25 protein-coding genes are annotated in these 22,558 nt (G+C 36.7%); 4 read left to right on the plus strand and 21 right to left on the minus strand.

Annotated features, from left to right (window positions below; all coding sequences use genetic code 11):
* Nucleotides 1-67 precede the first annotated feature (67 nt).
* The 11 genes from leuD to ACQKM9_RS05195 all read right to left on the minus strand — a co-directional run bounded on the left by leuD (nt 68) and on the right by ACQKM9_RS05195 (nt 13,811).
* Complete coding sequence (leuD, locus tag ACQKM9_RS05145) at nt 68-655, minus strand: 3-isopropylmalate dehydratase small subunit (RefSeq protein WP_427733282.1); 588 nt, start codon at nt 653-655, stop codon at nt 68-70.
* A 14-nt stretch (nt 656-669) separates the two neighbouring features.
* On the minus strand, nt 670-2,079 hold the full coding sequence (gene leuC, locus ACQKM9_RS05150; RefSeq protein ID WP_427733284.1) for a 3-isopropylmalate dehydratase large subunit: 1,410 nt from the start codon (nt 2,077-2,079) through the stop codon (nt 670-672).
* A gap of 16 nt (nt 2,080-2,095) precedes the next feature.
* Complete coding sequence (leuB, locus tag ACQKM9_RS05155) at nt 2,096-3,196, minus strand: 3-isopropylmalate dehydrogenase (protein ID WP_427733286.1); 1,101 nt, start codon at nt 3,194-3,196, stop codon at nt 2,096-2,098.
* Between the two features lie 21 nt (nt 3,197-3,217).
* Nucleotides 3,218-4,759, minus strand: coding sequence for a 2-isopropylmalate synthase (locus ACQKM9_RS05160; RefSeq protein ID WP_427733288.1), 1,542 nt, complete (start codon nt 4,757-4,759; stop codon nt 3,218-3,220).
* A complete protein-coding gene (gene ilvC, locus ACQKM9_RS05165; RefSeq protein ID WP_427733290.1) occupies nt 4,746-5,777 on the minus strand; it encodes a ketol-acid reductoisomerase in 1,032 nt (343 codons plus the stop codon). Before ilvC ends, ACQKM9_RS05160 begins: the two co-directional genes overlap by 14 nt.
* Before the next feature lie 44 nt (nt 5,778-5,821).
* Entirely contained in the window at nt 5,822-6,337 is a 516-nt protein-coding gene (ilvN, locus tag ACQKM9_RS05170) for an acetolactate synthase small subunit (protein WP_427733292.1), read from the minus strand.
* Nucleotides 6,334-8,088 carry an acetolactate synthase large subunit gene (ilvB, locus tag ACQKM9_RS05175; RefSeq protein WP_427733393.1) on the minus strand — a complete coding sequence of 585 codons (1,755 nt, stop codon included), beginning with the start codon at nt 8,086-8,088 and terminating at the stop codon, nt 6,334-6,336. The genes ilvN and ilvB overlap by 4 nt, the downstream gene beginning before the upstream one ends.
* 330 nt (nt 8,089-8,418) lie before the next feature.
* Nucleotides 8,419-10,086 carry a dihydroxy-acid dehydratase gene (ilvD, locus tag ACQKM9_RS05180; RefSeq protein ID WP_427733294.1) on the minus strand — a complete coding sequence of 556 codons (1,668 nt, stop codon included), beginning with the start codon at nt 10,084-10,086 and terminating at the stop codon, nt 8,419-8,421.
* Between the two features lie 15 nt (nt 10,087-10,101).
* On the minus strand, nt 10,102-11,001 hold the full coding sequence (ilvE, locus tag ACQKM9_RS05185; RefSeq protein ID WP_427733296.1) for a branched-chain-amino-acid transaminase: 900 nt from the start codon (nt 10,999-11,001) through the stop codon (nt 10,102-10,104).
* A gap of 300 nt (nt 11,002-11,301) precedes the next feature.
* Nucleotides 11,302-12,648, minus strand: a complete 1,347-nt coding sequence (locus ACQKM9_RS05190; RefSeq protein ID WP_427733298.1) for a D-arabinono-1,4-lactone oxidase — start codon at nt 12,646-12,648, stop codon at nt 11,302-11,304.
* Nucleotides 12,636-13,811 (minus strand): alanine racemase, encoded by a 1,176-nt coding sequence (locus ACQKM9_RS05195; RefSeq protein ID WP_427733300.1) that lies wholly within the window; start codon nt 13,809-13,811, stop codon nt 12,636-12,638. The genes ACQKM9_RS05190 and ACQKM9_RS05195 overlap by 13 nt, the downstream gene beginning before the upstream one ends.
* A gap of 380 nt (nt 13,812-14,191) precedes the next feature.
* On the opposite strand from ACQKM9_RS05195, the gene ACQKM9_RS05200 reads away from it, so the two are divergent.
* A complete protein-coding gene (locus tag ACQKM9_RS05200) occupies nt 14,192-14,752 on the plus strand; it encodes a cysteine hydrolase family protein (protein ID WP_427733302.1) in 561 nt (186 codons plus the stop codon).
* Between the two features lie 64 nt (nt 14,753-14,816).
* Nucleotides 14,817-15,068 carry a GlsB/YeaQ/YmgE family stress response membrane protein gene (locus ACQKM9_RS05205; protein ID WP_427733304.1) on the plus strand — a complete coding sequence of 84 codons (252 nt, stop codon included), beginning with the start codon at nt 14,817-14,819 and terminating at the stop codon, nt 15,066-15,068.
* 99 nt (nt 15,069-15,167) lie between these two features.
* On the opposite strand, the gene ACQKM9_RS05210 is transcribed toward ACQKM9_RS05205, so the two are convergent.
* The 3 genes from ACQKM9_RS05210 to ACQKM9_RS05220 all read right to left on the minus strand — a co-directional run bounded on the left by ACQKM9_RS05210 (nt 15,168) and on the right by ACQKM9_RS05220 (nt 18,195).
* Nucleotides 15,168-15,728, minus strand: coding sequence for an AAA family ATPase (locus ACQKM9_RS05210; RefSeq protein WP_427733306.1), 561 nt, complete (start codon nt 15,726-15,728; stop codon nt 15,168-15,170).
* 289 nt (nt 15,729-16,017) lie between these two features.
* Nucleotides 16,018-16,713 (minus strand): lytic transglycosylase domain-containing protein, encoded by a 696-nt coding sequence (locus ACQKM9_RS05215; protein ID WP_427733308.1) that lies wholly within the window; start codon nt 16,711-16,713, stop codon nt 16,018-16,020.
* A 42-nt stretch (nt 16,714-16,755) separates the two neighbouring features.
* Nucleotides 16,756-18,195, minus strand: a complete 1,440-nt coding sequence (locus ACQKM9_RS05220) for an MDR family MFS transporter (protein WP_427733310.1) — start codon at nt 18,193-18,195, stop codon at nt 16,756-16,758.
* A 207-nt stretch (nt 18,196-18,402) separates the two neighbouring features.
* Here ACQKM9_RS05220 and mscL point away from each other — a divergent pair, with 207 nt between their 5' ends.
* Entirely contained in the window at nt 18,403-18,777 is a 375-nt protein-coding gene (gene mscL, locus ACQKM9_RS05225; protein ID WP_427733312.1) for a large conductance mechanosensitive channel protein MscL, read from the plus strand.
* Between the two features lie 40 nt (nt 18,778-18,817).
* On the opposite strand, the gene ACQKM9_RS05230 is transcribed toward mscL, so the two are convergent.
* From ACQKM9_RS05230 to ACQKM9_RS05245, 4 genes are all read right to left on the minus strand, one after another.
* Nucleotides 18,818-19,414, minus strand: coding sequence for an SCO family protein (locus tag ACQKM9_RS05230; protein ID WP_427733313.1), 597 nt, complete (start codon nt 19,412-19,414; stop codon nt 18,818-18,820).
* Nucleotides 19,415-19,508: 94 nt separating this feature from the next.
* Nucleotides 19,509-19,634 (minus strand): YvrJ family protein, encoded by a 126-nt coding sequence (locus ACQKM9_RS05235; RefSeq protein ID WP_427733315.1) that lies wholly within the window; start codon nt 19,632-19,634, stop codon nt 19,509-19,511.
* A gap of 72 nt (nt 19,635-19,706) precedes the next feature.
* Entirely contained in the window at nt 19,707-19,928 is a 222-nt protein-coding gene (locus tag ACQKM9_RS05240; RefSeq protein WP_427733317.1) for a DUF2922 domain-containing protein, read from the minus strand.
* A gap of 23 nt (nt 19,929-19,951) precedes the next feature.
* Nucleotides 19,952-20,182, minus strand: a complete 231-nt coding sequence (locus tag ACQKM9_RS05245; RefSeq protein WP_427733319.1) for a DUF1659 domain-containing protein — start codon at nt 20,180-20,182, stop codon at nt 19,952-19,954.
* A gap of 107 nt (nt 20,183-20,289) precedes the next feature.
* On the opposite strand from ACQKM9_RS05245, the gene ACQKM9_RS05250 reads away from it, so the two are divergent.
* Nucleotides 20,290-20,718, plus strand: a complete 429-nt coding sequence (locus ACQKM9_RS05250) for a DUF2621 domain-containing protein (RefSeq protein WP_427733321.1) — start codon at nt 20,290-20,292, stop codon at nt 20,716-20,718.
* Nucleotides 20,719-20,767: 49 nt separating this feature from the next.
* On the opposite strand, the gene ACQKM9_RS05255 is transcribed toward ACQKM9_RS05250, so the two are convergent.
* The 3 genes from ACQKM9_RS05255 to ACQKM9_RS05265 are packed head-to-tail and all read right to left on the minus strand — an operon-like array spanning nt 20,768 to nt 22,415.
* Nucleotides 20,768-21,259 (minus strand): CcdC family protein, encoded by a 492-nt coding sequence (locus ACQKM9_RS05255; protein ID WP_427733323.1) that lies wholly within the window; start codon nt 21,257-21,259, stop codon nt 20,768-20,770.
* Between the two features lie 22 nt (nt 21,260-21,281).
* The gene (locus tag ACQKM9_RS05260) at nt 21,282-21,644 is read right to left on the minus strand and encodes a response regulator (protein ID WP_427733324.1); all 363 of its coding nucleotides are present in this window, start codon (nt 21,642-21,644) and stop codon (nt 21,282-21,284) included.
* 60 nt (nt 21,645-21,704) lie between these two features.
* On the minus strand, nt 21,705-22,415 hold the full coding sequence (locus ACQKM9_RS05265) for a cytochrome c biogenesis CcdA family protein (RefSeq protein ID WP_427733326.1): 711 nt from the start codon (nt 22,413-22,415) through the stop codon (nt 21,705-21,707).
* Between the last annotated feature and the right edge of the window lie 143 nt (nt 22,416-22,558).

A 22,558-nucleotide genomic window follows, 5' to 3' on the forward strand; every position in this document is an offset into this window, starting at 1 on the left:
AATATCCTCTTAAATTATGAAAAACTACCTAATGCCAAATTAGACACTAGGTAGTTTATATACTTATTTAATACGCTTTGCGAGTTGCTTCATATTTCGTAATTTGCTCATCATATTGGAATGTTAAAGAAATCTCATCCCAACCATTTAATAGCATTTGTTTATAGTAAGGGTCAATTTCAAACTTGTATACTTTACCATTTGCTGTTACAGTTTGAGATTCTAAATTCACTTCTGTTTCAAGCGGTGATGCTTCACCTGCTGCAAGTAATTCTTCTACTTCAGAAACAGACAACTTAATTGGTAAAATACCATTTTTGAAACAATTATTGTGGAAAATATCCGCAAAACTTGGTGCGATAACTACATTGAATCCATAATCTAAAATCGCCCATGGTGCATGCTCACGTGATGATCCACAGCCAAAATTTTCGTGCGCTACTAAAATTTTAGAGCCTTGATATTGTGATTGATTTAATACGAAATCTTCAATTGGTTGATCATTTTGATCGAAGCGCCAGTGGTAAAAAACAAATTGACCAAAACCTGTACGTTCGATTCGTTTTAAAAATTCTTTAGAAATAATTTGATCGGTATCAACATTTTTTCGATTAAGTGGTGTTAGTACGCTATTCACTACATTAATTGGTTCCATCCTCTACGCCTCCATTACACAGGTACATTTAAAATTTCGCGAACATCTACGAAATGTCCAGCGATTGCGGCAGCTGCTGCCATTTGTGGACTCACAAGATGCGTACGAGAACCAGCACCTTGGCGTCCTTCGAAGTTACGATTAGACGTTGACGCACATCTTTCTCCAGATGGAACCACATCCTCGTTCATCGCAAGACACATACTGCATCCTGATTCACGCCATTCAAAGCCCGCATCCAAGAAGATTTTATCTAACCCTTCCTCTTCTGCTTGCTTTTTAACGGTGACGGAACCTGGTACAACAATTGCTTTTACATTTTCATTTACTTTTTTACCTTCAATAACTGCTGCTGCAGAACGTAAGTCATGTAGTCGTGAATTCGTACATGAACCGATAAACACATGTTGAATAGCAATATCAGTTAAAGGTGTACCTTCTTGTAAATCCATATATTGAAGTGCTTTTTTTAGTGCTTGTTTATCTGATTCTTCTTTGAAATCAGCTGCATAAGGTACGTGATTTGAAATACCAGAACCCATTGAGGGATTTGTACCCCATGTGACAAATGGTTCGATTTCATTTGTATCAATTTCAAGAACACGATCATATGTAGCATCAGAATCTGACGCTAATGATAGCCAATACTCAGTTGCTTCCTCGAATGCATTGCCTTGTGGAGCATACTCACGACCTTTAATATAATCAACAGTGATTTGATCAGGGCTAATTAAGCCCGCTTTTGCCCCTGCTTCAATTGACATATTACATATCGTCATACGTTCTTCCATCGATAATTGATGAATAGCATCTCCCGTAAATTCAACGATATGACCAGTACCTACATCAATACCAAACTTCGCAATGATTGCTAGAATAATATCTTTTGCTGTTACACCAAAGCCAAGTTCACCGTTGACACGGATTTCCATCGTTTTTGGTTTGCTTTGCCATAACGTTTGAGTTGATAATACATGTTCCACTTCACTTGTACCGATACCAAACGCAATTGCACCAAATGCACCGTGAGTTGATGTATGTGAATCACCACAAACGATTGTTTTACCCGGTTGTGTTAAACCGAGCTGCGGTCCGATTACGTGAACTATCCCTTGATCTGGATGTCCCATATCTGCTAATTGAACACCAAATTCTGCACAGTTTTCAGCTAATGTGTTAATTTGTTTTTTAGCAATTGGGTCATTAATCGTAGGTAAATTCTTCGTCGGCACATTATGATCCATTGTTGCAAAGCATAGGTCAGGACGACATACTTTACGATTGTTTAAACGAAGTCCTTCAAACGCTTGTGGAGATGTTACTTCATGAATTAAATGCAAGTCGATATAAAGCAAATCTGGTTTCCCGTCCTCTTGATAAACGACATGTTGATCCCATACTTTTTCGATTATATTTTTTGCCATATAATATCACCTTTTCTTAGATATATGATGTCATAATGCTATCTGAAACGAAGCTAGTGTCTAGTTCATTGATGACTTTTTCAGTCCACTCAGCTGTTGTTAATACGCGACTTCCTGGAGTTGCAAGATCTCCTGTGAAATAACCATCTTCGAATACTGCAGCTACAGCACGTTCAATTTCAGCTGCTTCTTCATTTAAGCCAAATGAATACTTCAACATCATCGCGACAGATAAAATCGTTGCAGCTGGGTTCGCAATGCCTAGCCCTGCAATTTCAGGAGCTGAACCATGGACAGGCTCATATAATCCGAAATTATCAGAACGTATACTTGCAGAAGGTAACACACCAAGTGAACCCGTAATTACTGAAGCTTCATCACTTAGAATATCACCGAACATATTTTCCGTTACAACAACGTCATACGCTGCCGGGTTCGTTATTAATTTCATTGCTGTAGAATCGACTAAACTATGTTCAACTTCAACATCTGGATAACCAGCTTTCTTTTCGTCTACAATTTGGCGCCATAGTCTTGAAGATTCAAGAACGTTTGCTTTATCAACAGACGTTAATTTCCCTCTACGTACACGGGCTAATTGGAAAGCACTATCAACGATCCGTTCAATCTCATGTCGTGTGTAGACTAATGTATCTAAAGCTGCTTTTTCAGTACGTTGACGTGGTTCGCCAAAATATAAACCACCAGTTAATTCACGAACAATTAGTAAATCAACATCTTTCACAATGTCTTCTTTTAGAGGAGAAGCTTTCAAAAGTGACGGAATTGCTTGCACTGGACGTAAGTTTGAGAATAAATCAAAATGCTTACGAATGCGTAGTAATCCTTTTTCTGGTCGCAATTCTGCTGGATTTTGATCCCATTTAGGACCCCCAACTGCCCCAAGTAATATCGCATCACTTTGTTCGCAAAGGGCAATTGTTTCTAGAGGTAACGGATCGTTATATCGATCGATTGCTGAGCCACCTATTGCACCATAGGCGATGTGGAATGAATGATGATACCTTTTACCGACTGATTGTAGTACTGACACTGCCGAAGCGACAACTTCGGGGCCAATGCCATCACCCGGTAGTACTGTAATTTTCTTTTCCATAAAAACTCCTCCTCTATATGTTTAATGAATTAATTCTTTAGCTCTTATACTTGATTGAATTATCTGTCTATTGATAGCGTTTAAATACGCTTTTGCCGATGCTTCCAAGACATCTTGCGCTGCATCACGACCAGTAACTTTTTGGTCATTGTACGTTAAGTTAATAACCGCTTCACCTAATGCATCACGCCCCTTACCTACAGAAGTTACACGGTAGTCTAAAATCTCAACCTTCGAATGAATCAGTAATTCCAAAGTATTGAAGATTGCTTCAACAGAACCCGAACCAGTTGAAGCTACAGTTACTTCTTCACCGTCTGGTTGAATTACTTGCACGGTAGCTGTAGGAATGTTCTCAGTACCGTATTGAACTTGAACGCTTTTCAGCTCATATACTGGTATTTCTTCATATTGAATTTGTTGATCTGTTAGTAAAGTTAATAAATCTTCTTCAGTAATTTCCTTCTTACGATCAGCTAACTTTTTAAATTCCGCGAATGCCCGATTAATTTTATCGTCACTTAAGTCAAAGCCCATCGTTTCAGCACGGTCTTTGAAGGCGTGTCTTCCGGAGTGTTTACCTAATACGAGAGGAACCGCACTTTCTCCAATTAAAGCAGGTGTAATAATCTCATATGTTTCAGGATTCTTTAACATTCCGTCTTGATGGATACCTGATTCATGAGCGAAGGCATTCTTACCTACGATTGCTTTATTTGGTTGAATAACGACACCTGTAAGTTTACTCACTAGTTGACTAGTACGCTTAATTTCTTGCAAGTTAATGCCAGTTTCGATTCCGTAAATGTCTTTACGGATGTGCATTGCTACAGCTATTTCTTCTAATGCTGCATTACCTGCACGTTCACCGATTCCATTAATAGTACCTTCAACTTGATTGGCGCCATTTTCAATTGCTGCGATTGAGTTTGCAACGGCCATGCCTAAATCATCATGACAGTGAGCGGAGAAGTTTACTTTGTCACTACCTGTGACATTTTCTCTTAAATATTTAAATAGTGCACCATATTCTGCAGGGCTTGCATAACCTACTGTATCTGGAATGTTAATAGTAGTTGCACCAGCTTTAATTACTTCATTAATAATACGTACAAGGAATTCACGGTCAGAGCGGAAAGCATCTTCTGCAGACCATTGAACAAGTGGAAATGTTTTTTTTGCATATTTGACAGCTTCTACGGCTGCTTCAACAACTTGATCTGGTGTTTTGTTAAGTTTGTATTGCATATGAATCGGACTTGTAGCAAGGAATACATGAATATGCGGTTGTTCCGCTTTTTTTAGGGCGTCCCAAGTAATATCAATATCCCTTTTAATTGCTCTTGCAAGACCTGTAACGATTGAGTTTTTAACTGTACCTGCAATGCGTTGTACTGCATCGAAATCGCCAGGGGATGAAGCAGGAAAACCTGCTTCAATAATAGATGCCCCAAAGCGTTCTAGCTGTTTAGCAATTTCAAGCTTCTCAGCGGTGTTTAGGTTAATACCCGCTGATTGCTCTCCATCACGAAGTGTAGTATCAAAAATTTCAATTTTGCGCACTATGAACCACTTCTTTCTCAATCTTTTTACCGTTATTTACGAAAGGCATCATTTCACGAAGTTTATCTCCAACTACTTCGATTTGGTGCTCAGATTCTGCTTTTTTAATAGTATTATATTTAGGACGGTTTGTTTCGTTTTCGTTGATCCATTCTTTTGCGAATTTACCTTCTTGAATATCTGTTAAAACGTCTTTCATGCGCTCTTTTACAGAAGCATCTATTACACGTGGACCAGATACGAAATCTCCCCATTCAGCTGTATCTGAGATTGAGTAGCGCATGTTAGCTAGACCGCCTTCATACATCAAGTCAACAATAAGTTTTAGTTCATGCATACATTCGAAGTAAGCGATTTCTGGTTGATAACCAGCTTCTACTAAAGTTTCGAAACCAGCTTTTACTAGAGCTGTTGTACCACCGCAAAGAACTGCTTGCTCCCCGAATAGATCTGTTTCTGTTTCTTCTTTGAAAGTAGTTTCAATTACACCAGCACGTGCTGCACCGATACCTTTTGCATAAGCTAGTGCTAAATCTTTTGCGTTACCAGTTGCATCTTGGAAAATACCGAATAGTGCTGGTACACCTGCGCCAGCTTCGTATGTGCGGCGTACTAAGTGTCCTGGACCTTTAGGAGCTACTAAGAATACGTCAACATCAGCTGGTGGTACGATTTGGCCAAAGTGAACATTGAAACCATGTGCAAATACTAGTGCATTTCCTGATTGTAATCCTGGTGCGATTTCTTCTTCATAAACTGCTTTTTGGCGTTCGTCTGGAAGTAAGATCATGATAACGTCTGCTTCTGCAGCTGCTTCTTTAACTGTTTTAACTGTTAGTCCATCTTGCTCAGCTTTATCAAAAGATTTGCCTGGACGGATACCAACTGTAACGTCGAAACCTGATTCTTTTAGGTTTTGAGCGTGTGCATGACCTTGTGAACCATATCCGATTACTGCGATTTTTTTACCTTGTAAAGTTGCCTCGTTGATATCATTGTTATAGTACATTTTTGCCATTTTAAATTCCCCCTGATTGGTTTAGTAGTTTTTTTGAAAAGCTTTTATTGTAAAATCGAAAGTTGCGCTGTTGGTTTTACTGGTGCATCACGTACAAATGCTGTAACTCCAGTACGTGTTAGCTCTTTAATACCATATGGTTGGATCAATTCAATGAATGCGTCAATTTTTTCTGGGTTACCGACGATTTGATAAGTCACAACATTTTTACCCATATCGATGATGGAACCACGGAAAGGTTCGACAATTGAGTTAATCTCCATGCGCAAATTCGGTGGAGCAACAATTTTAATTAGTGCAAGCTCACGTATAACAATTGATTTGTCAGTGATATCATTTACTTTGATCACATCAATTTGTTTTGAAAGCTGTTTGACCAATTGTTCAATTTTATTTTCATCTTCTACATGTACGATGAAAGTCATTTTAGAGATACCCGGTTGTTCTGTATGACCAACCGTAATACTTTCGATGTTAAACTGTCTTTTCATGAGTAGACCTGTGACGCGATTTAAGACACCACTTTGATTGATCACAGTTACTGTAATAACTCTTTTCATTCTTTTTTCACCCCAATCATTTCATCTAATCCTTTACCAGGTGCTACCATTGGATTAACAACTTCAAGTTGTTTTACACGACAATCAATAAGTACTGGTTCATCTGATAACAGTGCTTCAGTTAGTATATCTTCAGCCTCATGAATTGTATTAATGCGGTAACCCTTCACACCGTAAGCTTCAGCTAGTTTCACGAAATCTGGCTGAACTGGCATTAGAGAAGATGAATAACGCTCTTCATAGAACGTTTCTTGCCATTGACGAACCATCCCTAAACAGCTGTTATTTAAAATAACAATTTTCACTGGTAAGTTAAATTCTTTCAATAAAGCAAGTTCTTGAGATGTCATTTGGAAGCCTGCATCACCTACAATAGAGATAACTCTTTGATCAGGTTTAGCAAATTGCGCTCCAATTGCAGCTGGGAAACCAAAGCCCATTGTTCCAAGTCCGCCAGACGTTACCCAGTTGTGATCGGTTTTAAATTTGTAGTATTGTGCTGTCCACATTTGGTGTTGCCCTACATCGGTTGTGACGATTGCTTCACCATTTGTAATACGGTTAATTAGCTCCACAGCTTGTTGCGGATAAACTGTATCTGGCTCTTTTGCGTCATACCATAATGGGTATTCCGCTAAGCATTCAGTCAAATACTCGTGCCAAATCAACGTATCAGGTGTTTCAATCTCTTGTTTCAATAGTGCTTTTAATGCTTCTTTTGCATCTGCAACAATTGGAATATCAGTTGGAACGTTTTTGCCAATTTCGGCTGGGTCAATATCGATATGAATTATTTTCGCTTTTTGAGCGAATTTGCTTAGATCTCCTGTAAGACGGTCATCGAAGCGGGCTCCTATATTGATAAGTAAGTCACAGTTACTAATCGCCATATTAGACGTAAACGTACCGTGCATACCTGCCATCCCTAGGAAAAGCTCGTGTTCACCGTTAATACTGCCAAGTCCAAGCAAAGTATTAGTTACCGGAATATTATGTTTTTCAGCAAATTCAGTTAATTCAACCGATGCATCTGCAGCTAGAATTCCAGCACCTGCTAAGATCAAAGGTTGTTTTGCTTCACCGATTGCTTTCACAGCTTTTTGGATTTGCAAAAAGTTCGGATGCAACGTCGGCTGATAACCTGGTAAATTAATTGGTGCATTATCATCCACTTCCGATTCGAAAATGGTATTTGCGATATCTTTTGGAATATCAACTAGTACTGGTCCTTTACGACCAGTTGAAGCAATGTGGAATGCTTCCTTTACGATTCTTGGAATATCATTAATGTTCTTCACTTGATAGTTATGCTTTGTAATCGGTTGTGTGATGCCAACAATATCAGCTTCTTGGAAAGCATCTGTTCCAACAACAGTTGTTGCAACCTGACCTGTAAAGACTACAAGTGGAAGAGAATCCATCATCGCATCTGTAATACCTGTGACAAGGTTTGTAGCTCCCGGTCCAGATGTAGCAATAACTACTCCTGGTTTGCCGGATACGCGAGCATAACCTTCTGCAGCGTGAATTGCTCCTTGCTCATGTCTGGCGAGTATATGTTTAATCGGATCTTTGTATAGTGCGTCATATAATGGTAAGACAGCACCACCTGGATATCCGAAAATAATTTCAACATTTTGTTTCTTTAACGATTCGATGAATAATGCAGCACCATTTTGTTTCTTTTTAATTTCTTGTTTGGCCTCTTCCGGTGCTGATTCTCTACTCTTTAGTGGAACTTGTGCATTCATCATATAACTCCTCCCCAAATTTTTATATAAAAAAAGCCCATTTCTCCGCACGCAAAGAAAACCTTTACGTAGGGATGAAAATAAGCTTTTCATGGTACCACCCTTGTTCATAGTCAAAAGACTACCTTTTGAATAGACAAATCTATTCTTTATCTAACGAGCGCAATTGGTTGCGCCCGGGGTTACCTAATTACTTACGTGTTTAGCAACCCACTCCGAGGGGATGTCGGATATAGTTGTATTACCGGCTCCCAGCACTACCGGCTCTCTGTGAATACTTAAATCTATAACCTTTAACCTCATCAACGATTTCTATATTTGATTGTCAAACTATATTTTCATTACGCCGCCAGTAGAAGCGCTCGTTACTAGCTTAGAATATCGTGCTAAGTAACCTTTTTTAATCTTTGGTTCGAAAGGTTTTAAGTTTTGCTTTCTTTCAGCTAAGACTTCAGCAGAAACTTGTAATTCTATCGTACGGTTTGTTAAATCGATAGAGATTGTATCACCATTTTCTACTAATGCAATCGGTCCACCATCAGCAGCTTCTGGAGAGATATGCCCTATTGAGATACCTCGTGAAGCACCTGAGAAACGACCATCTGTAATAAGTGCTACCTCTTTACCTAGACCACGCCCCATAATAGCGGAAGTTGGTGCAAGCATTTCAGGCATTCCTGGTCCGCCTTTAGGTCCTTCATAACGAATGACTACGACATGACCTGATTGAACTGTACCATTATCGATGTTATCTTGAGCTTCCTCTTGAGAATCAAAGACAATAGCTTCACCTGTGAACTCCTTAATAGAAGGATCAACAGCACCTACTTTAATAACAGCGCCTTCAGGAGCAATATTACCGAATAGTACTGATAAACCACCTACAGGACTATATGGATTATCTTTTGTACGTATGACATCCGTATTCGTAATTTCATACCCTGCTACATCTTCAGCAATTGTTTTACCCGTGATAGTGATTCGATCTTTATGAATGGCCCCATCAATTTTACAAAGCTCATTGACAATTGCACTAACACCACCTGCAAGATGAACATCATGCATTGAATAATTCGAAGCTGGCATAATTTTCGATAAATACGGTACGCGTTCAGCTACCTTATTAATGTCTTCTATGTTGTAATCAATTTCTGCTTCATGAGCGATTGCTAATGTATGTAAAACAGTATTAGTTGAACCTCCCATGGCCATATCAAGGGCAAAAGCATCATCGATTGTTTCTTTCGTAATGATATCGCGCGGTTTTACATCATCCTTGATCATTTGGACTAAATGTTTTGCAGCGTCTTTAATCAATTGATGACGTGCATCAGAAGTTGCTAAGATCGTACCATTTCCTGGTAAAGCCATTCCTAGCATTTCCATAAGAGAGTTCATAGAGTTAGCCGTAAACATCCCTGAGCATGAGCCACAAGTCGGGCACGCGTTATCTTCGATGTCCTTTAATTGCTCTGCAGTCATTTGTCCGCTTTTATAAGCACCAACGCCTTCAAATACAGAAGTTAATGAAAGTTGCTCTCCAGTAGAAGAAACACCAGCTTCCATAGGACCACCTGATACAAATACTGAAGGAACGTTCGTACGAACTGCTGCCATCAACATTCCTGGTGTGATTTTGTCACAGTTTGGAATGTAGAAGACACCATCAAACCAGTGTGCATTAATTACTGTTTCTGCAGAATCTGCGATTAGCTCTCGGCTTGGTAATGAATAGCGCATTCCGATATGGCCCATAGCAATCCCATCATCAACACCGATTGTATTGAATTCGAATGGAATCCCGCCCGCTTCTCGAATCGCTTCCTTTACAACTTCAGCAAACTTTTGAAGATGAACATGACCTGGAATAATATCAATATAAGAATTACAAACTCCTATAAATGGTTTATCTAAATCTTTTGTTTTAACACCTGTTGCATATAGTAAACTTCTATGCGGAGCACGATCGACTCCCTTTTTTATCATGTCACTTCTCATTTTAAACGCCCCTCATTACACTACTGTAGTTTTTACGTCGTAAGCTTTCACGCCATCTTGTTCAACGATTGCACGGAAACCCTCTAAAATGTCATTTGTCACTTTACCAGGTGTACCGTCACCAATAATTCGGCCGTCTACTTTCACTACAGCGATTACTTCAACAGCTGTACCTGTTAAGAATACTTCATCAGCTACATATACATCATGTCTAGTAAACACACCTTCAATTGCTTCGTATCCTTTATTAGCAGCAACTTCTAAGATTGCATTACGCGTAATCCCTTCTAAAGCACCGATATAACCTGGAGGCGTGATTAATTTATTGTCTTTAATGATAAAGATATTATCGCTTGAACCTTCAGCTACATAACCTTCACCATTCATCATTAACGCTTCAGAAACACCTGCTAAGTTAGCTTCTATTTTAACTAAAATATTATTTAAATAGTTTAATGTTTTCGTTTTTGGACTTAATACATCAGAACGGTTACGACGGCTTGAAGCTGAAACAATTTCAATACCAGTTTCGTAAAGCTCTGCTGGGAATAAAGCTAGTGGTTCAGCGATTACAATTACGCTTGCTTTCTTACAACTTCTAGGATCTATTCCTAAGTTACCAACGCCACGTGAAACGATTAAACGGATATAAGCACTTTGTAGAGAATTCACTTTAATTGTTTCTTTCACTACTTCAGTCATTTCTTCGATTGTGTATGGAATTTCTAGTAAAATGGATTTTGCTGATTCATAGAGTCTTACTAAGTGTTCTTCTAAACGAAAGATATTGCCGTTATATGAACGAATACCTTCAAACACTCCATCACCATATAAAAAGCCATGGTCATAAACTGATACTTTCGCATCTTCCTTCTTAACAAAATCCCCATCAAGATAAATTAACTGGTTTCCCATATCTATCACTCTTTCTTTAAATAACATAGTCACGTTTTTGAATGTTGTCTCAAACGTTTTTTTAAATTGTTGCTATCATAGTACGTATTTGAACTCACGTCAACCTTATTTTTTGAATTGTTTATCAATTTAAAAAATTTAAATATTTGTGTATGCGTTTTCATTCCCTTTTAGTTTGGTTTTAGCTGAATTATGAACACTTTTTAAATTTTTAGAAAAATTTTTAAATTGCATTAATTTAGGTATCAAAATAGCCCCATACCATTGTTATGTTATAAATGGAATGGAGCTAGAAAGGCGTTACATTATTAAACTTTGGCACTCTACTTGTGTAAACAATGTCTTAAAATAAGCTGTCATGAAAACGTTATTTGGATCATACTTGTCACGTTGAATTAAAAATTTCGGCAAATTCGGATACAATTCTAGCATTCTTTCTGCAGATAATGCGTTCACTTTTCCGAAATGAGGACGACCGTTATACTTCGTCATTAATTGTTTTACCCATCTAAAATAAGGCTTCTCATCCATCCCCTTATACATATGAAATGCTAAAAATGCTGATTCTACTCCTCCTGTTGGACTTAGATAGCCCATTTCACCTGCCGCCGTTCTGCATTCAATCGGAAAATGTACACGGAATGGATGTGAAAGTAACGTATAATGTATCTCTTCCATACATGCTTCAAAGTGTTCTAATGGTATCGCATATTCACTTTCTAAAAACTTAACATGACGGGGTGTTGGGAAAATTTCGTAGCTTAGTCCAGTTTTAACACCGTTTGGAACACTAGAAGCAGAAATTTTACTGACGAGAGCGGTTCTTTTAGGCTGTTTACGGCACAGTTCTGACATCAGATAAAACAAACCATTTTCTACAAATTGATTTTTAACGCTTTCAATGACTTTTGATGACTTCGATTGTTCAATTATTGGTATCATGTTCATCATTTTCACTTGTACTTTCTCACTACCAGGGAAGTAAAACCATTCTAAATGGCGATTTTCTCTTATCATTTGTGGCCAATCCTGTAATGCCACAGGTAAAATGGATTGTGTCGAAACACATTTCAAACTATATAATGGCACAGTTTGAAGTGTCACTTGGACAAGAACCCCTAACAATCCTAGTGATAGATGTAAGGAATTCGACAATTCATCAGCTGCCCTTTTATGTTCATGATATTCTCCTACCCCGTCTACAAACCCCCATGCAATTACTTGATTTGAAATGGAACCAAGTGTGATGCCTGTACCATGTGTTCCAGTAGAAACAGCTCCCGCAATTGTTTGCTCTTGAATATCCCCCATATTCTGGAGTGCTAGTCCGTAATCTTTTAACAGTGGCCCAATTTCATATAAATAGGTCCCTGCCCATAAAGTTACTTCTCCTGATGCCTGATCGACATTGATTAATCCTCGCATATTGTGTAGAGATACAGCTATATCATCAGGCATTGCTACAGGGCTGAAAGAATGTCCAGCACCGGTTACTCGAAGCGTTTGCCCATTTTCACTCACTTTTTTTATTATCTGAGATAAATGTTCAGTAGAAAGTGGTAATAAGGATCTAGTTGGTTTACTGACCACGTTGCCTGACCAATTTACCCATTCTTTTTGATCAATCCAATCTTTTACAGAAAACATTTCCCGTCCCCCCTATAAGTTGCAAAACTATCAATATATCGATCTTTTCGTTTCGCTTCCAGACTAAGAAAGCGCTCACATAACTCTCCTGCCTTAGCATGACGAAAATAGATCTTATCCCCTATATTTATTTGATGACCACTTTGTATATGAAGAGGAGTTTGCACCTCACCTACACCTTCCAAATCGAAAAAATTATAATTTTGAGCATCATAAGGTACAGGTTGTTTGTCCTTACTTATTGCACCAGAAGCGATATATCCTCCTCCATGACAAACAACGATATTCGGTGCAGGATTTCTCGTGACACGTAACGCAAAACCTGCTGCTGGCTTTAAATTCAACGTATGATAATGATCAAAAAGTGCTGGCGCAAAAAATGCCGATCCAACTGTTACCTCGCTCACTTCTTCTTGAGCTATTGTATATTGTAAGCTCCCTGAACCCCCACCATTAACAAATTCAATTGTTGAAAAGCGTTTCGATAACTCCTCAACAGCTTGTTTACGGAAAACTGTCAACTTTTTCTTCGATTTATTTTTCAAAAATCGGATCATCGGTGCTTGCCATTTTTGTAGAGGTTTATCGATTACTCCAGCAATTTGCGCTTCATAGCCCATCAAGCCTTTCACTATAATATTTGGAAAATATGATAATTGCGATAGAAATTGTGTAAGTAGTGAAAAAGAATGTAACGATGAACGCCTTGTCCCAAAGTAAATAAAGGGGGTTTTCATTGAGAGATTGATATCGATACAAATATGTAAAGATGTGTCGTATTCATTTGCAATGTCTTGCAAAAATTGAATTTGTCTCACATCATCTACCATAAAGGTAATGTCCTTTCCACCTTTCACATGTGTAACAAGTTTTCTAGTACTCATCGGTTCTAATATGGGATAGCCAATAAGAAAATGATCAAACCCCTCATTTATCAAATACAACGTCTCTTCAGCAGTAAACGTCATCCATCCAGAAAAAGTTGGTAACTTTGAAGCAATATAAGTGAGGAGATCTTTTGAGCGAATCGATTTTGTAGCAATTCGAATGCTTTTTCCGTTTTTATGTTGATTGATAAAATCGATATTTGCATCAAGTGCATCTAAATCAATCCACGCAAATGGACACTCCAAATGTTCAAAGGCACGATCAAACGTTGACATTGCCTCACACCCTATCTATATATTAAAAAACAAAAAATGCCCTTTAGCGAGAAACCCATCTAATAATGATGTTTTACTTTTCCTGCTAAAAGGACATTTGAATAATCATAATCATTTTCAACTTAACAGCGACTAACGAATCTCCCATAAATCCACAACAAGATTTAAGAAGAAAATTGTGTGTATAAGTGCAAATACTAATCCTTGTTTATTAAATTTCTTCTTTAAGGTTTGATTCATAAGTACTTCCCCCTTCTTTTTCCATATTATAATCATAAACAACTTATTTTGCAAAAAATTCAAACTAATAAGTTTTATATGACAATTTCACCTCTCTATGTAATGATATATGTAAAGACATATTTGGAGGTCATTATAGTATGAAGAAAGCTTTACTTGTAATCGATTATACGAATGATTTTGTAGCAGATGATGGTGCTTTAACTTGTGGAAAAGCAGGCCAAGCAATCGAACAAACTATTTCTTCACTAACAGAACAATTTATAAAAGATGGAGAGTTCATCGTTTTTTCTTGTGATCTACATGAAGAAAATGATGAATATCATCCAGAGTCTAAATTGTTCCCTCCTCATAATATTCGAGATACTGAAGGAAGAGAACTCTTTGGTTCATTACAAAAAATTTTCAAAAATCATCTAGTTCAAAGTAACATTCTATGGATGGATAAAACACGATACAGCTCATTTGCTGGTACAAACTTAGATCAACTTTTAGCTGAAAGAGGCATTCGAGAAATTCACTTAGTTGGTGTTTGCACGGACATTTGTGTACTACATACAGCAGTAGATGCATACAACAAAGGATTCAAAACTTATATCTACGAAAATGGGGTTGCAAGCTTTGACGAAAAAGGTCACAAATGGGCGTTAAACCACTTCAAAAACACACTTGGTGCAGAGGTAATTGCTTTTAAAGCATAAAAAAAGTTTAAAATCACTCCAATAGGGTAATACGAATAATATACATCTAAAGGGGTGATCATAAATGAGTGTTATTTTATATTTAATCGTAGGTGGATTAATCGGCTGGGTAGCTGGCTTAATATTAGGTAAAGATATACCCGGAGGAATCATAGGTAATATGGTGGCTGGGATTTTAGGTTCTTGGCTTGGTGGGAAATTGCTCGGTTCATGGGGATGGGAAGTTCAAGGCTTCTACGTTTTCCCTTCAGTTATCGGTGGCGTGATTTTAGTCTTCGTTGCAAGTTTAATTTTAAGAAGTATGAACAAGAAATGAGCACATGAAAAGGATAGACGAGGCAAACAATTTTTGCCTTATCTATCCTTTTTGCGTTTATTTTCTTCTCTAATTACAAATGTTTTTCCAAGGAAATTTTTACAGATTAAACCTATCTTTAATTATTGCAGCAACTTTTTCAGCACTCATATTTGTATTATTAATTTTTATGTAGTGTTCCTTATTGATTTCACCAGCTACTGAATTCAACCTATAATTTTCCATTGTTCTTCTTAAATCACTTTCAGATTCCTCTATATTTCTTTTTGTCGGCTTATTTTGTAGTCTGTAAGGGCTTTTGTTTCGGTCAATTCTTTCTTCTAAATCTGCTTCTAATTCTACGAAGTAAACCATACCACCTTTAGATATGAAAAGCTGACAAATTTCTTGTACGTAATCCCAGTCAGCTTTAAGGTCAAAAGCCCACACGTAGGTGAAAATTAGACCATATAGATTACTTTTAGATACTTCTTCAAATATTTCCTGTCGAAATAATTTTACTAATCTATTTCCTTCTTTAGTTCCGTATTCAAAAAAAGGATTAACCAATTCAATGGTCATATGATTATGAAAAAGTTTTAAATCCGTCACTTTTTCTAATTCATACCCTACTGTCATTTTGCCAACTGCTTGTGGTCCAAATATCAGAACAAATTTCATAATTCACCTTCCCTATTTAATAGTGTGGTAAAATCCAACTCCTTGCTATTTCTCATTATTTATAATGTAACTTACCAAGCAATCCTATCTACAATCTTTATACATTCAACATTCACCTAAAAAAACCTTTTAATATAATAATCAATCTCAACTTTCCAAATTACCTGTGTTAAGTAAAATTAATCTCAACTAACTTACTCATACCATTTATACCAAAAGAGCACACCACTTTGGAAATAAAGGTGTGCTCAAATTAGTTTATGTTTATAGAAAGCTAATAATACTAGCTCTATTTTTTTGAAGCCTCTAAAGCTATTTTACTATTAAAAACAAGCTCTTTTTTATGTTTATCATAAAGTTTGTAATAGTAGAGTACATTCTCTACATATTCTTCATCATGATTATAATGATAGACAGCTTTTTTAATCTTACCATTTGCTGCGCCGCTAGCTGCTAAATAATTGGCAGCACTGTAAATCGCATCTTCAATATTATATGGATCTGCTAGTCCGTCCCCATTTGCATCTACTCCATAACCACCGTAACTTTTAATAGTTTTAGGATCAGTCAATTCCTTCTTATTAATATTGCCTTTACCAAGGTCTTTACAGGAAGGATGATTCCAGCCAACAAAAGTACATGGCATAAATTGCATATGCCCTACCGCTCCTACAGGTGATTCTAGCGTTTTCATAGTTGAAAACCGTGTTTCAATGCGATGATGTGCTGCAAGTAACGTCCATGGAATATTGTATTTCTTTGCTGCCTTCTGATAAATCGGAATATATTTATTCGGAATTTCAATATCAAATGCTGGAATATCTTTCATATCTTCAGCACCAAGTTTTTTAATAATCGGTAACTCTCTTAACTGCTGCCACATGATGATTGTCGTTGTATAAAGCGCAATCGATACCGGGATTAGTAAAATGATCAGCCAGAGCTTCAATTTCATATGTAATTGTTGCTTCTTTTTATTTACCATTTTCTAAACACCTATCATTACATTATTACGGAATATTATCGACTATTGGATTGGTTTCTTTTTAGCAATAAAGAACGCTAAAACAAATGCGACAATCGCAAATGCAAAAGAACCTGAATATACGACACGAATACCATTAGCTATTATATCGACCAGTTGGCCAATTTCTTCACTAGAAAATATATTTGTATCGAAATGACCATTTAAATTGATGTCACCTTTACCAAAGCTAGCAAGTTTTTCGCTTGTTGCTATATTAAACAACATACCAAAAATTGCTGCCCCAACTGATTGACTAAATGTATTAATAAAGGAATTCAAGCCAATAGATGTACCAAGTTGGTCTCTTTCAGCCGAAGTTTGTACAGCAATGATTAACATTGGTGCTATTAAACCCATACCAACACCTAATAACCCAGTTCCAACATAGACAAGTATCTCATTTGAGTCAGCAGATAAAGTGGTTAAGATAAATGTAGCGATTACTAACAACCCTGTACCGATTTGAATAATCGTCTTAGAAGTTAGGCGCCCAATTAAATTACTCCCTAAAATTGCCCCTACTGTCCACATAACAGATAATGGTGTCAACATTAAACCAGCTTGCGTAGCATTCTTTCCAAAGACCGACTGTGCAAAAATAGGCAAGTATGCCGAAATACTGATGACAATCGCCATTACAAATAGAGTTAAACCATTTACTATATTTAAGCGACGATTTCTGAATAAAGAAAGTGGTACAATTGGTTCTTCTGCCTTTAGCTCTACTCGAACAAATATGATTAGTGCAATAGCTGCTACTGCATATAAAACAATCGATTTTGTACCGAACCAAGTTTGGGTATTACTTCCTTCAATAATCGTATAAAGTAATGCAACCATACCAATTGAGAAAAATAGCGCTCCAGCATAATCGATTTTACGTTTCGCTGTTTGTACTTCTTCCTCATAATATTTTGCAATCATGAAAATAGATCCTAAACCAAACGGTATGTTCAACAAGAAAATATAATGCCAAGTTAATTGGTCAACAATAAAGCCACCAACAAGTGGTCCTATTACACCCGATACACCCCAGACCATACTAATCCAACCTTGTCCTTTTGCACGTTTTTTCTCAGTATCAAATAGTTCTCCGACAATCGTTAATGTAATCGGTAAAATCGAACCTGCACCAATCCCTTGAATTGCACGGAATACGATTAACTGCTCCATCGACTGTGCTAGTCCACATAAGAATGAGCCTAATAAGAAAATAGATATCCCGATGATGATCATCTTTTTTCGACCAAATAAGTCAGCTAATTTTCCGAAAATAATCGTCGCAATAGCCGATGTTAGTAAATAAGATGAATAAATCCAGCTAATTAACTCCACACCTGACAAATCAGTAGTAATGCTTGGAATTGCTGTTGCCACAATCGTACCTTCAATTGCCGCGAGTGCCGTTGCAAGTAATACGGCGATAAATACTTTATTCATAAAAAACCTCAATTCTAAAAATGTTATACAGTCATTCTAAACAAAATATTATAACACGAAAATTAAGAATTACCTATATGAGTAATTTTTAGCTAGTTTCTAACAAAGAGTTTTGATACTATAAAAAAATGGGTATTAGTAGAAATGGACATAACAACCATTTTAGCTCCCAATTTGTTTACCCAATTATTTAGGAGGTACATATACATGTGGGAAGATTTTAAAAAGTTCGCCTTAAAAGGCAACGTAATAGATTTAGCCGTAGGGGTTGTAATCGGGGGAGCATTCGGTAAAATAGTAACTTCGTTAGTAAATGATATTATTACTCCGATCGTCTCTTTATTACTTGGCACTGTGACATTCACTGACCTACATTACAAAGACATAAAGTACGGTAACTTTATACAAAGTGCACTTGATTTCTTCATCATCGCTTTCTCAATTTTCATGTTTATCCGAATCATTTCTAAATTGAGCCTCAAGAAGAAAAAAGAAGAAGTTGTTGTTGAAGCACCGCCAGCACCTACTACTGAAGAATTATTAAAAGACATTCGTGATTTATTAAAAGAAAAACAAGCATAATCTAAAAAAACGAGCGACTCTATACGAATCGCTCGTTTTTTTATTTACCATCTTCGATTAATGTTTCCATATCGACAGCAATTGTATCAAAAGGTACATCTTGATAACCACTATAAGTTTTTACAATAACACCATTTTGGTCAACAAGGAAGAAAGTTGATTGATGCGTAACTTGATCTGTGTTATCAGTTTTTTTGACAAATGCTTTAAATGATTCAGATGCAAAGCTTTCAATTTCTTTTTGCGAATACCCTGTTAATAAATTCCATTTTGAATCATCAGGTACTGGATAGTTCTTTAAATGGTCTTTTAATACTTTTGGTGAATCCGATTCAGGATCAACACTAAATCCAACTATATTGTAGTCTTCTATCCCTTTGTCTTGGAAAGATTTTTGAATATCTATCATATTCATAGTCATTGGCGGGCATACAGTAGTACATTTCGTAAAGATGAACATGCCTAACCAAGGTTTACCTTTTAAAGAATCTAACGATACTTTTTCATTATGCTGATTAGTATATTCAAAAGGTTTAATTTCGTAATTTACGTCCGCTTTAAATTTCCCGTTGCCACATGCAGATAATACTAATGCAACAATAAATAATAATGGCAAAGTCAAATATCTTTTTTTCATGGTTGATTCACTCCTTCATACAAACAATCTTAACGAATTGTATACAATAACACAAGAAGGCTGTACTATTCGTTTAAGACAAATTTGTGAAGGATTATGCTTTTAAAGAGACTAGCACATCATGAATCAATTCCAGTTTAGACTCCACACGGTGCAGCAAGTAAAATGATACAACAATAGGAAAGCCTATTTCCTGTATAAACGTCAGCCATTGCTCCATCTCATTCCCCCCTTTGCAAAAAGAAAAGATTGCCCCATCAGCCTTGATGGCGAACGAGACAATCTACTATGTTTATGCTTGTACTAGATACTCCCTCACTTGGCGATCTACTATTTGTGCGCCTTTAATGGTTGTTAAAGGTTCGCCGTGCACTAAAAATACTCCACTGTCGATTATAGCTACCATAGCATCACTAATTTCCTGCTCGGTCAGTGAATCCTTTGGTGCATCGACGTTAAGTGTATAATTTTTGTCACCTGCATTTTTAAATTGCAACTGTAATACTTTTGTCATTATTAATCCCTCCCTTTCTTAAATTAGTTACTCAGTATTTCTTGTAATTCATTCAACTCAATTTTACTCATAGTATTACTTGTTAAACCTGCAATTACATTTGATACTGATTCTAGCGCTTCTGCTTGTACACCTTTTTTAATATTGTTGTACGTTTTCTTCTTTTCTACTGGTTCTCCTTTGTCATTTGTACCCACTACGAATGATAAGCGTAGTGTTGCATTACTAAAATTAATAGTTGCTATGTTGTTCACCCCCTTTCACTAATTAAATAGAATTTTTTTAAAGAAAAGGAGACAACAGGTGAATTTTTTACAACTTCCTTTTATAATGGTATAAGAGTATAGAAGAGGTGAGAGGTTTGTTAACTGGCTGGTTTCTGTGGTTTATATTAATTTGGGTTGTTTTATTCATAGGCTTGATGGCAATTGGCGGATTCTTTATGTTCCGTAAGTTCTTAAAAAGGATGCCTAAAGAAGATGGTAAATCTGCTATGGATTGGGAAGAACATTATGTTGGTGAGACAATCCATTTATGGGGTGACGACTCTAAAGCTTTATTAACAGAGCTTGTAAGTCCTGTTCCTGATTTATTTAGGCCTGTTGCAAAGCAAAAAATAGCAGGCAAAATTGGAGAGTTGGCATTAGAGGAAAAAGCGTCATCTATTTCATTTGATTTAATTATTAGAGGATATATCATCGCCTCCCCTAAACGAGATCATAAATTTTTACGAAAAAAATTATCTCAAATGAAAATCGATACAACACCTTACGAACATCTTCTTGATTAAGTAGTAAGCAAAAAGGTTCTTCTCCATTTCACATAGAGAAGAACCTTTTTTATTTTGCATTTAATTGTTTTTCAAGCTTTTTATAACGAACTAACATCGCAATTCGCCATGGAACTATCATTGAAAATGCCAAAATCCAGAACATGCCGCCAAGTTCACCTAAATGGAATGCACCACTAAGATAAATTTTTGCTACTGTACGGATAATCAATAAACCAGCCAACATAAAGAAAAATGCTCTAGATGGCTTTAGATAGATGTCATCTTCAACAATATGAAATTTCGATGTCGCGGTTAATACAGTTGAAAAGATAATTCCCACTATAATTGCTTCTAACACTTGTGGCCAAGGTACTCTGAAATATTCAGAGCAAAACATTAACGCCCCAGTAGACATCGCTATCGGTGGGATAATGATTTTCTTAGCACTAGCAGGTTTTTTAGCCGATTTAGCTCTCACTGTCATCGCCATAATTCCCATAAAGACAACAGCGACAGTTGAGCCTATGACCATATATTGAGAAGGAATTGAACTCAACATAATAGACCCTCTCCTCACATTACTAATATTCCACTACTTTTACAATCGTAGACATTAAGCGTTGCTGATCAAAAGGTTTCGTAATAAAATCCTTAGCACCTAGCGAGAGCGCCTGTAAAATCATCTTCTGCTGTCCCAATGCACTGATGATAATAATTTTTGCATCAGGAAATTCTTCGATGATCACTTTCGTTGCATCTAAACCTGACATAACCGGCATTGTTACATCCATCGTTACAACATCTGGTAATAATTCACGATACTTTTCAATTGCTTCCATGCCATTGTTAGCTTCACCGACGACTTCATAACTAGAGTCCGCTAACATCATTTTTATCGCATGACGCATAAACATCGTGTCATCTACTACTAATACCTTTGTCAAAAACTCAACCCCTAATTTGAAACTAAAAATACTATACTACTAATAAGTGTAGTAAGCCAATTAAAAACCGATAAAATCACCGAAAATAGGTTGTAATAGTCGAATAATAAGTGTCATTCCATCAAAGTACAACAATACCCCAACAATTATCATCACGTAACCACCGACTTTAACGATTTTCTGACTATGATTACGAATCCAACTTAATCTTGTCATAAAGAAAGATAAAAGGAAAAACGGAATAGAGAAACCAAGACTATATGTTAGTAAATACCAAATACCTGACCCTGGATTTGTACCCGCTAATGACAGAATACCACCTAATATTGGTCCAGTACAAGGCGTCCACCCAGCAGCAAACGCTAAACCAATTAAGAAAGAACCAAGATAACCAGCTGGTCTATTTTTAAATTGGAATTTGCGATCTTTCATTAAAAAGTCCGGTGTGAAAACGCCAATGATCATTAATCCAAAAATAACAATTAATATCCCGCCAACTTGACGAATCAAATCATTATATTGGAAGAAGAACCCTGAAAGATAAGACGTAGTTAGTCCTAGAATAAGGAAGATCATAGTAAATCCTAGTAAGAAAAACAATGTGTGCAAAATAGCCGTTTTTTGGAGCATTCCTTTGTCATTCTTTAACTTATCAAATGACACGCCTGTTATGTAAGATAGAAATGCTGGATAAAGCGGCAACGTACATGGTGAGATAAAACTAAGAATACCTGCACCAAATGCTAAAAAATAGTTAAAATCAGTATTCATATTGTGTTGTCGCTCCTTAAAGTTTCTGTAACCATCGTACCAAACTTTTCAAGAAATATCTTATCTTTTGTCTGTGAATATTTCATGACAAAATAATGCAATGAATATGGCGATAGTTGTTATTTGATAATATGCTTTATAAC

Source organism: Viridibacillus sp. NPDC093762 (genome assembly GCF_050279675.1).
GTDB lineage: Bacteria > Bacillota > Bacilli > Bacillales_A > Planococcaceae > Viridibacillus.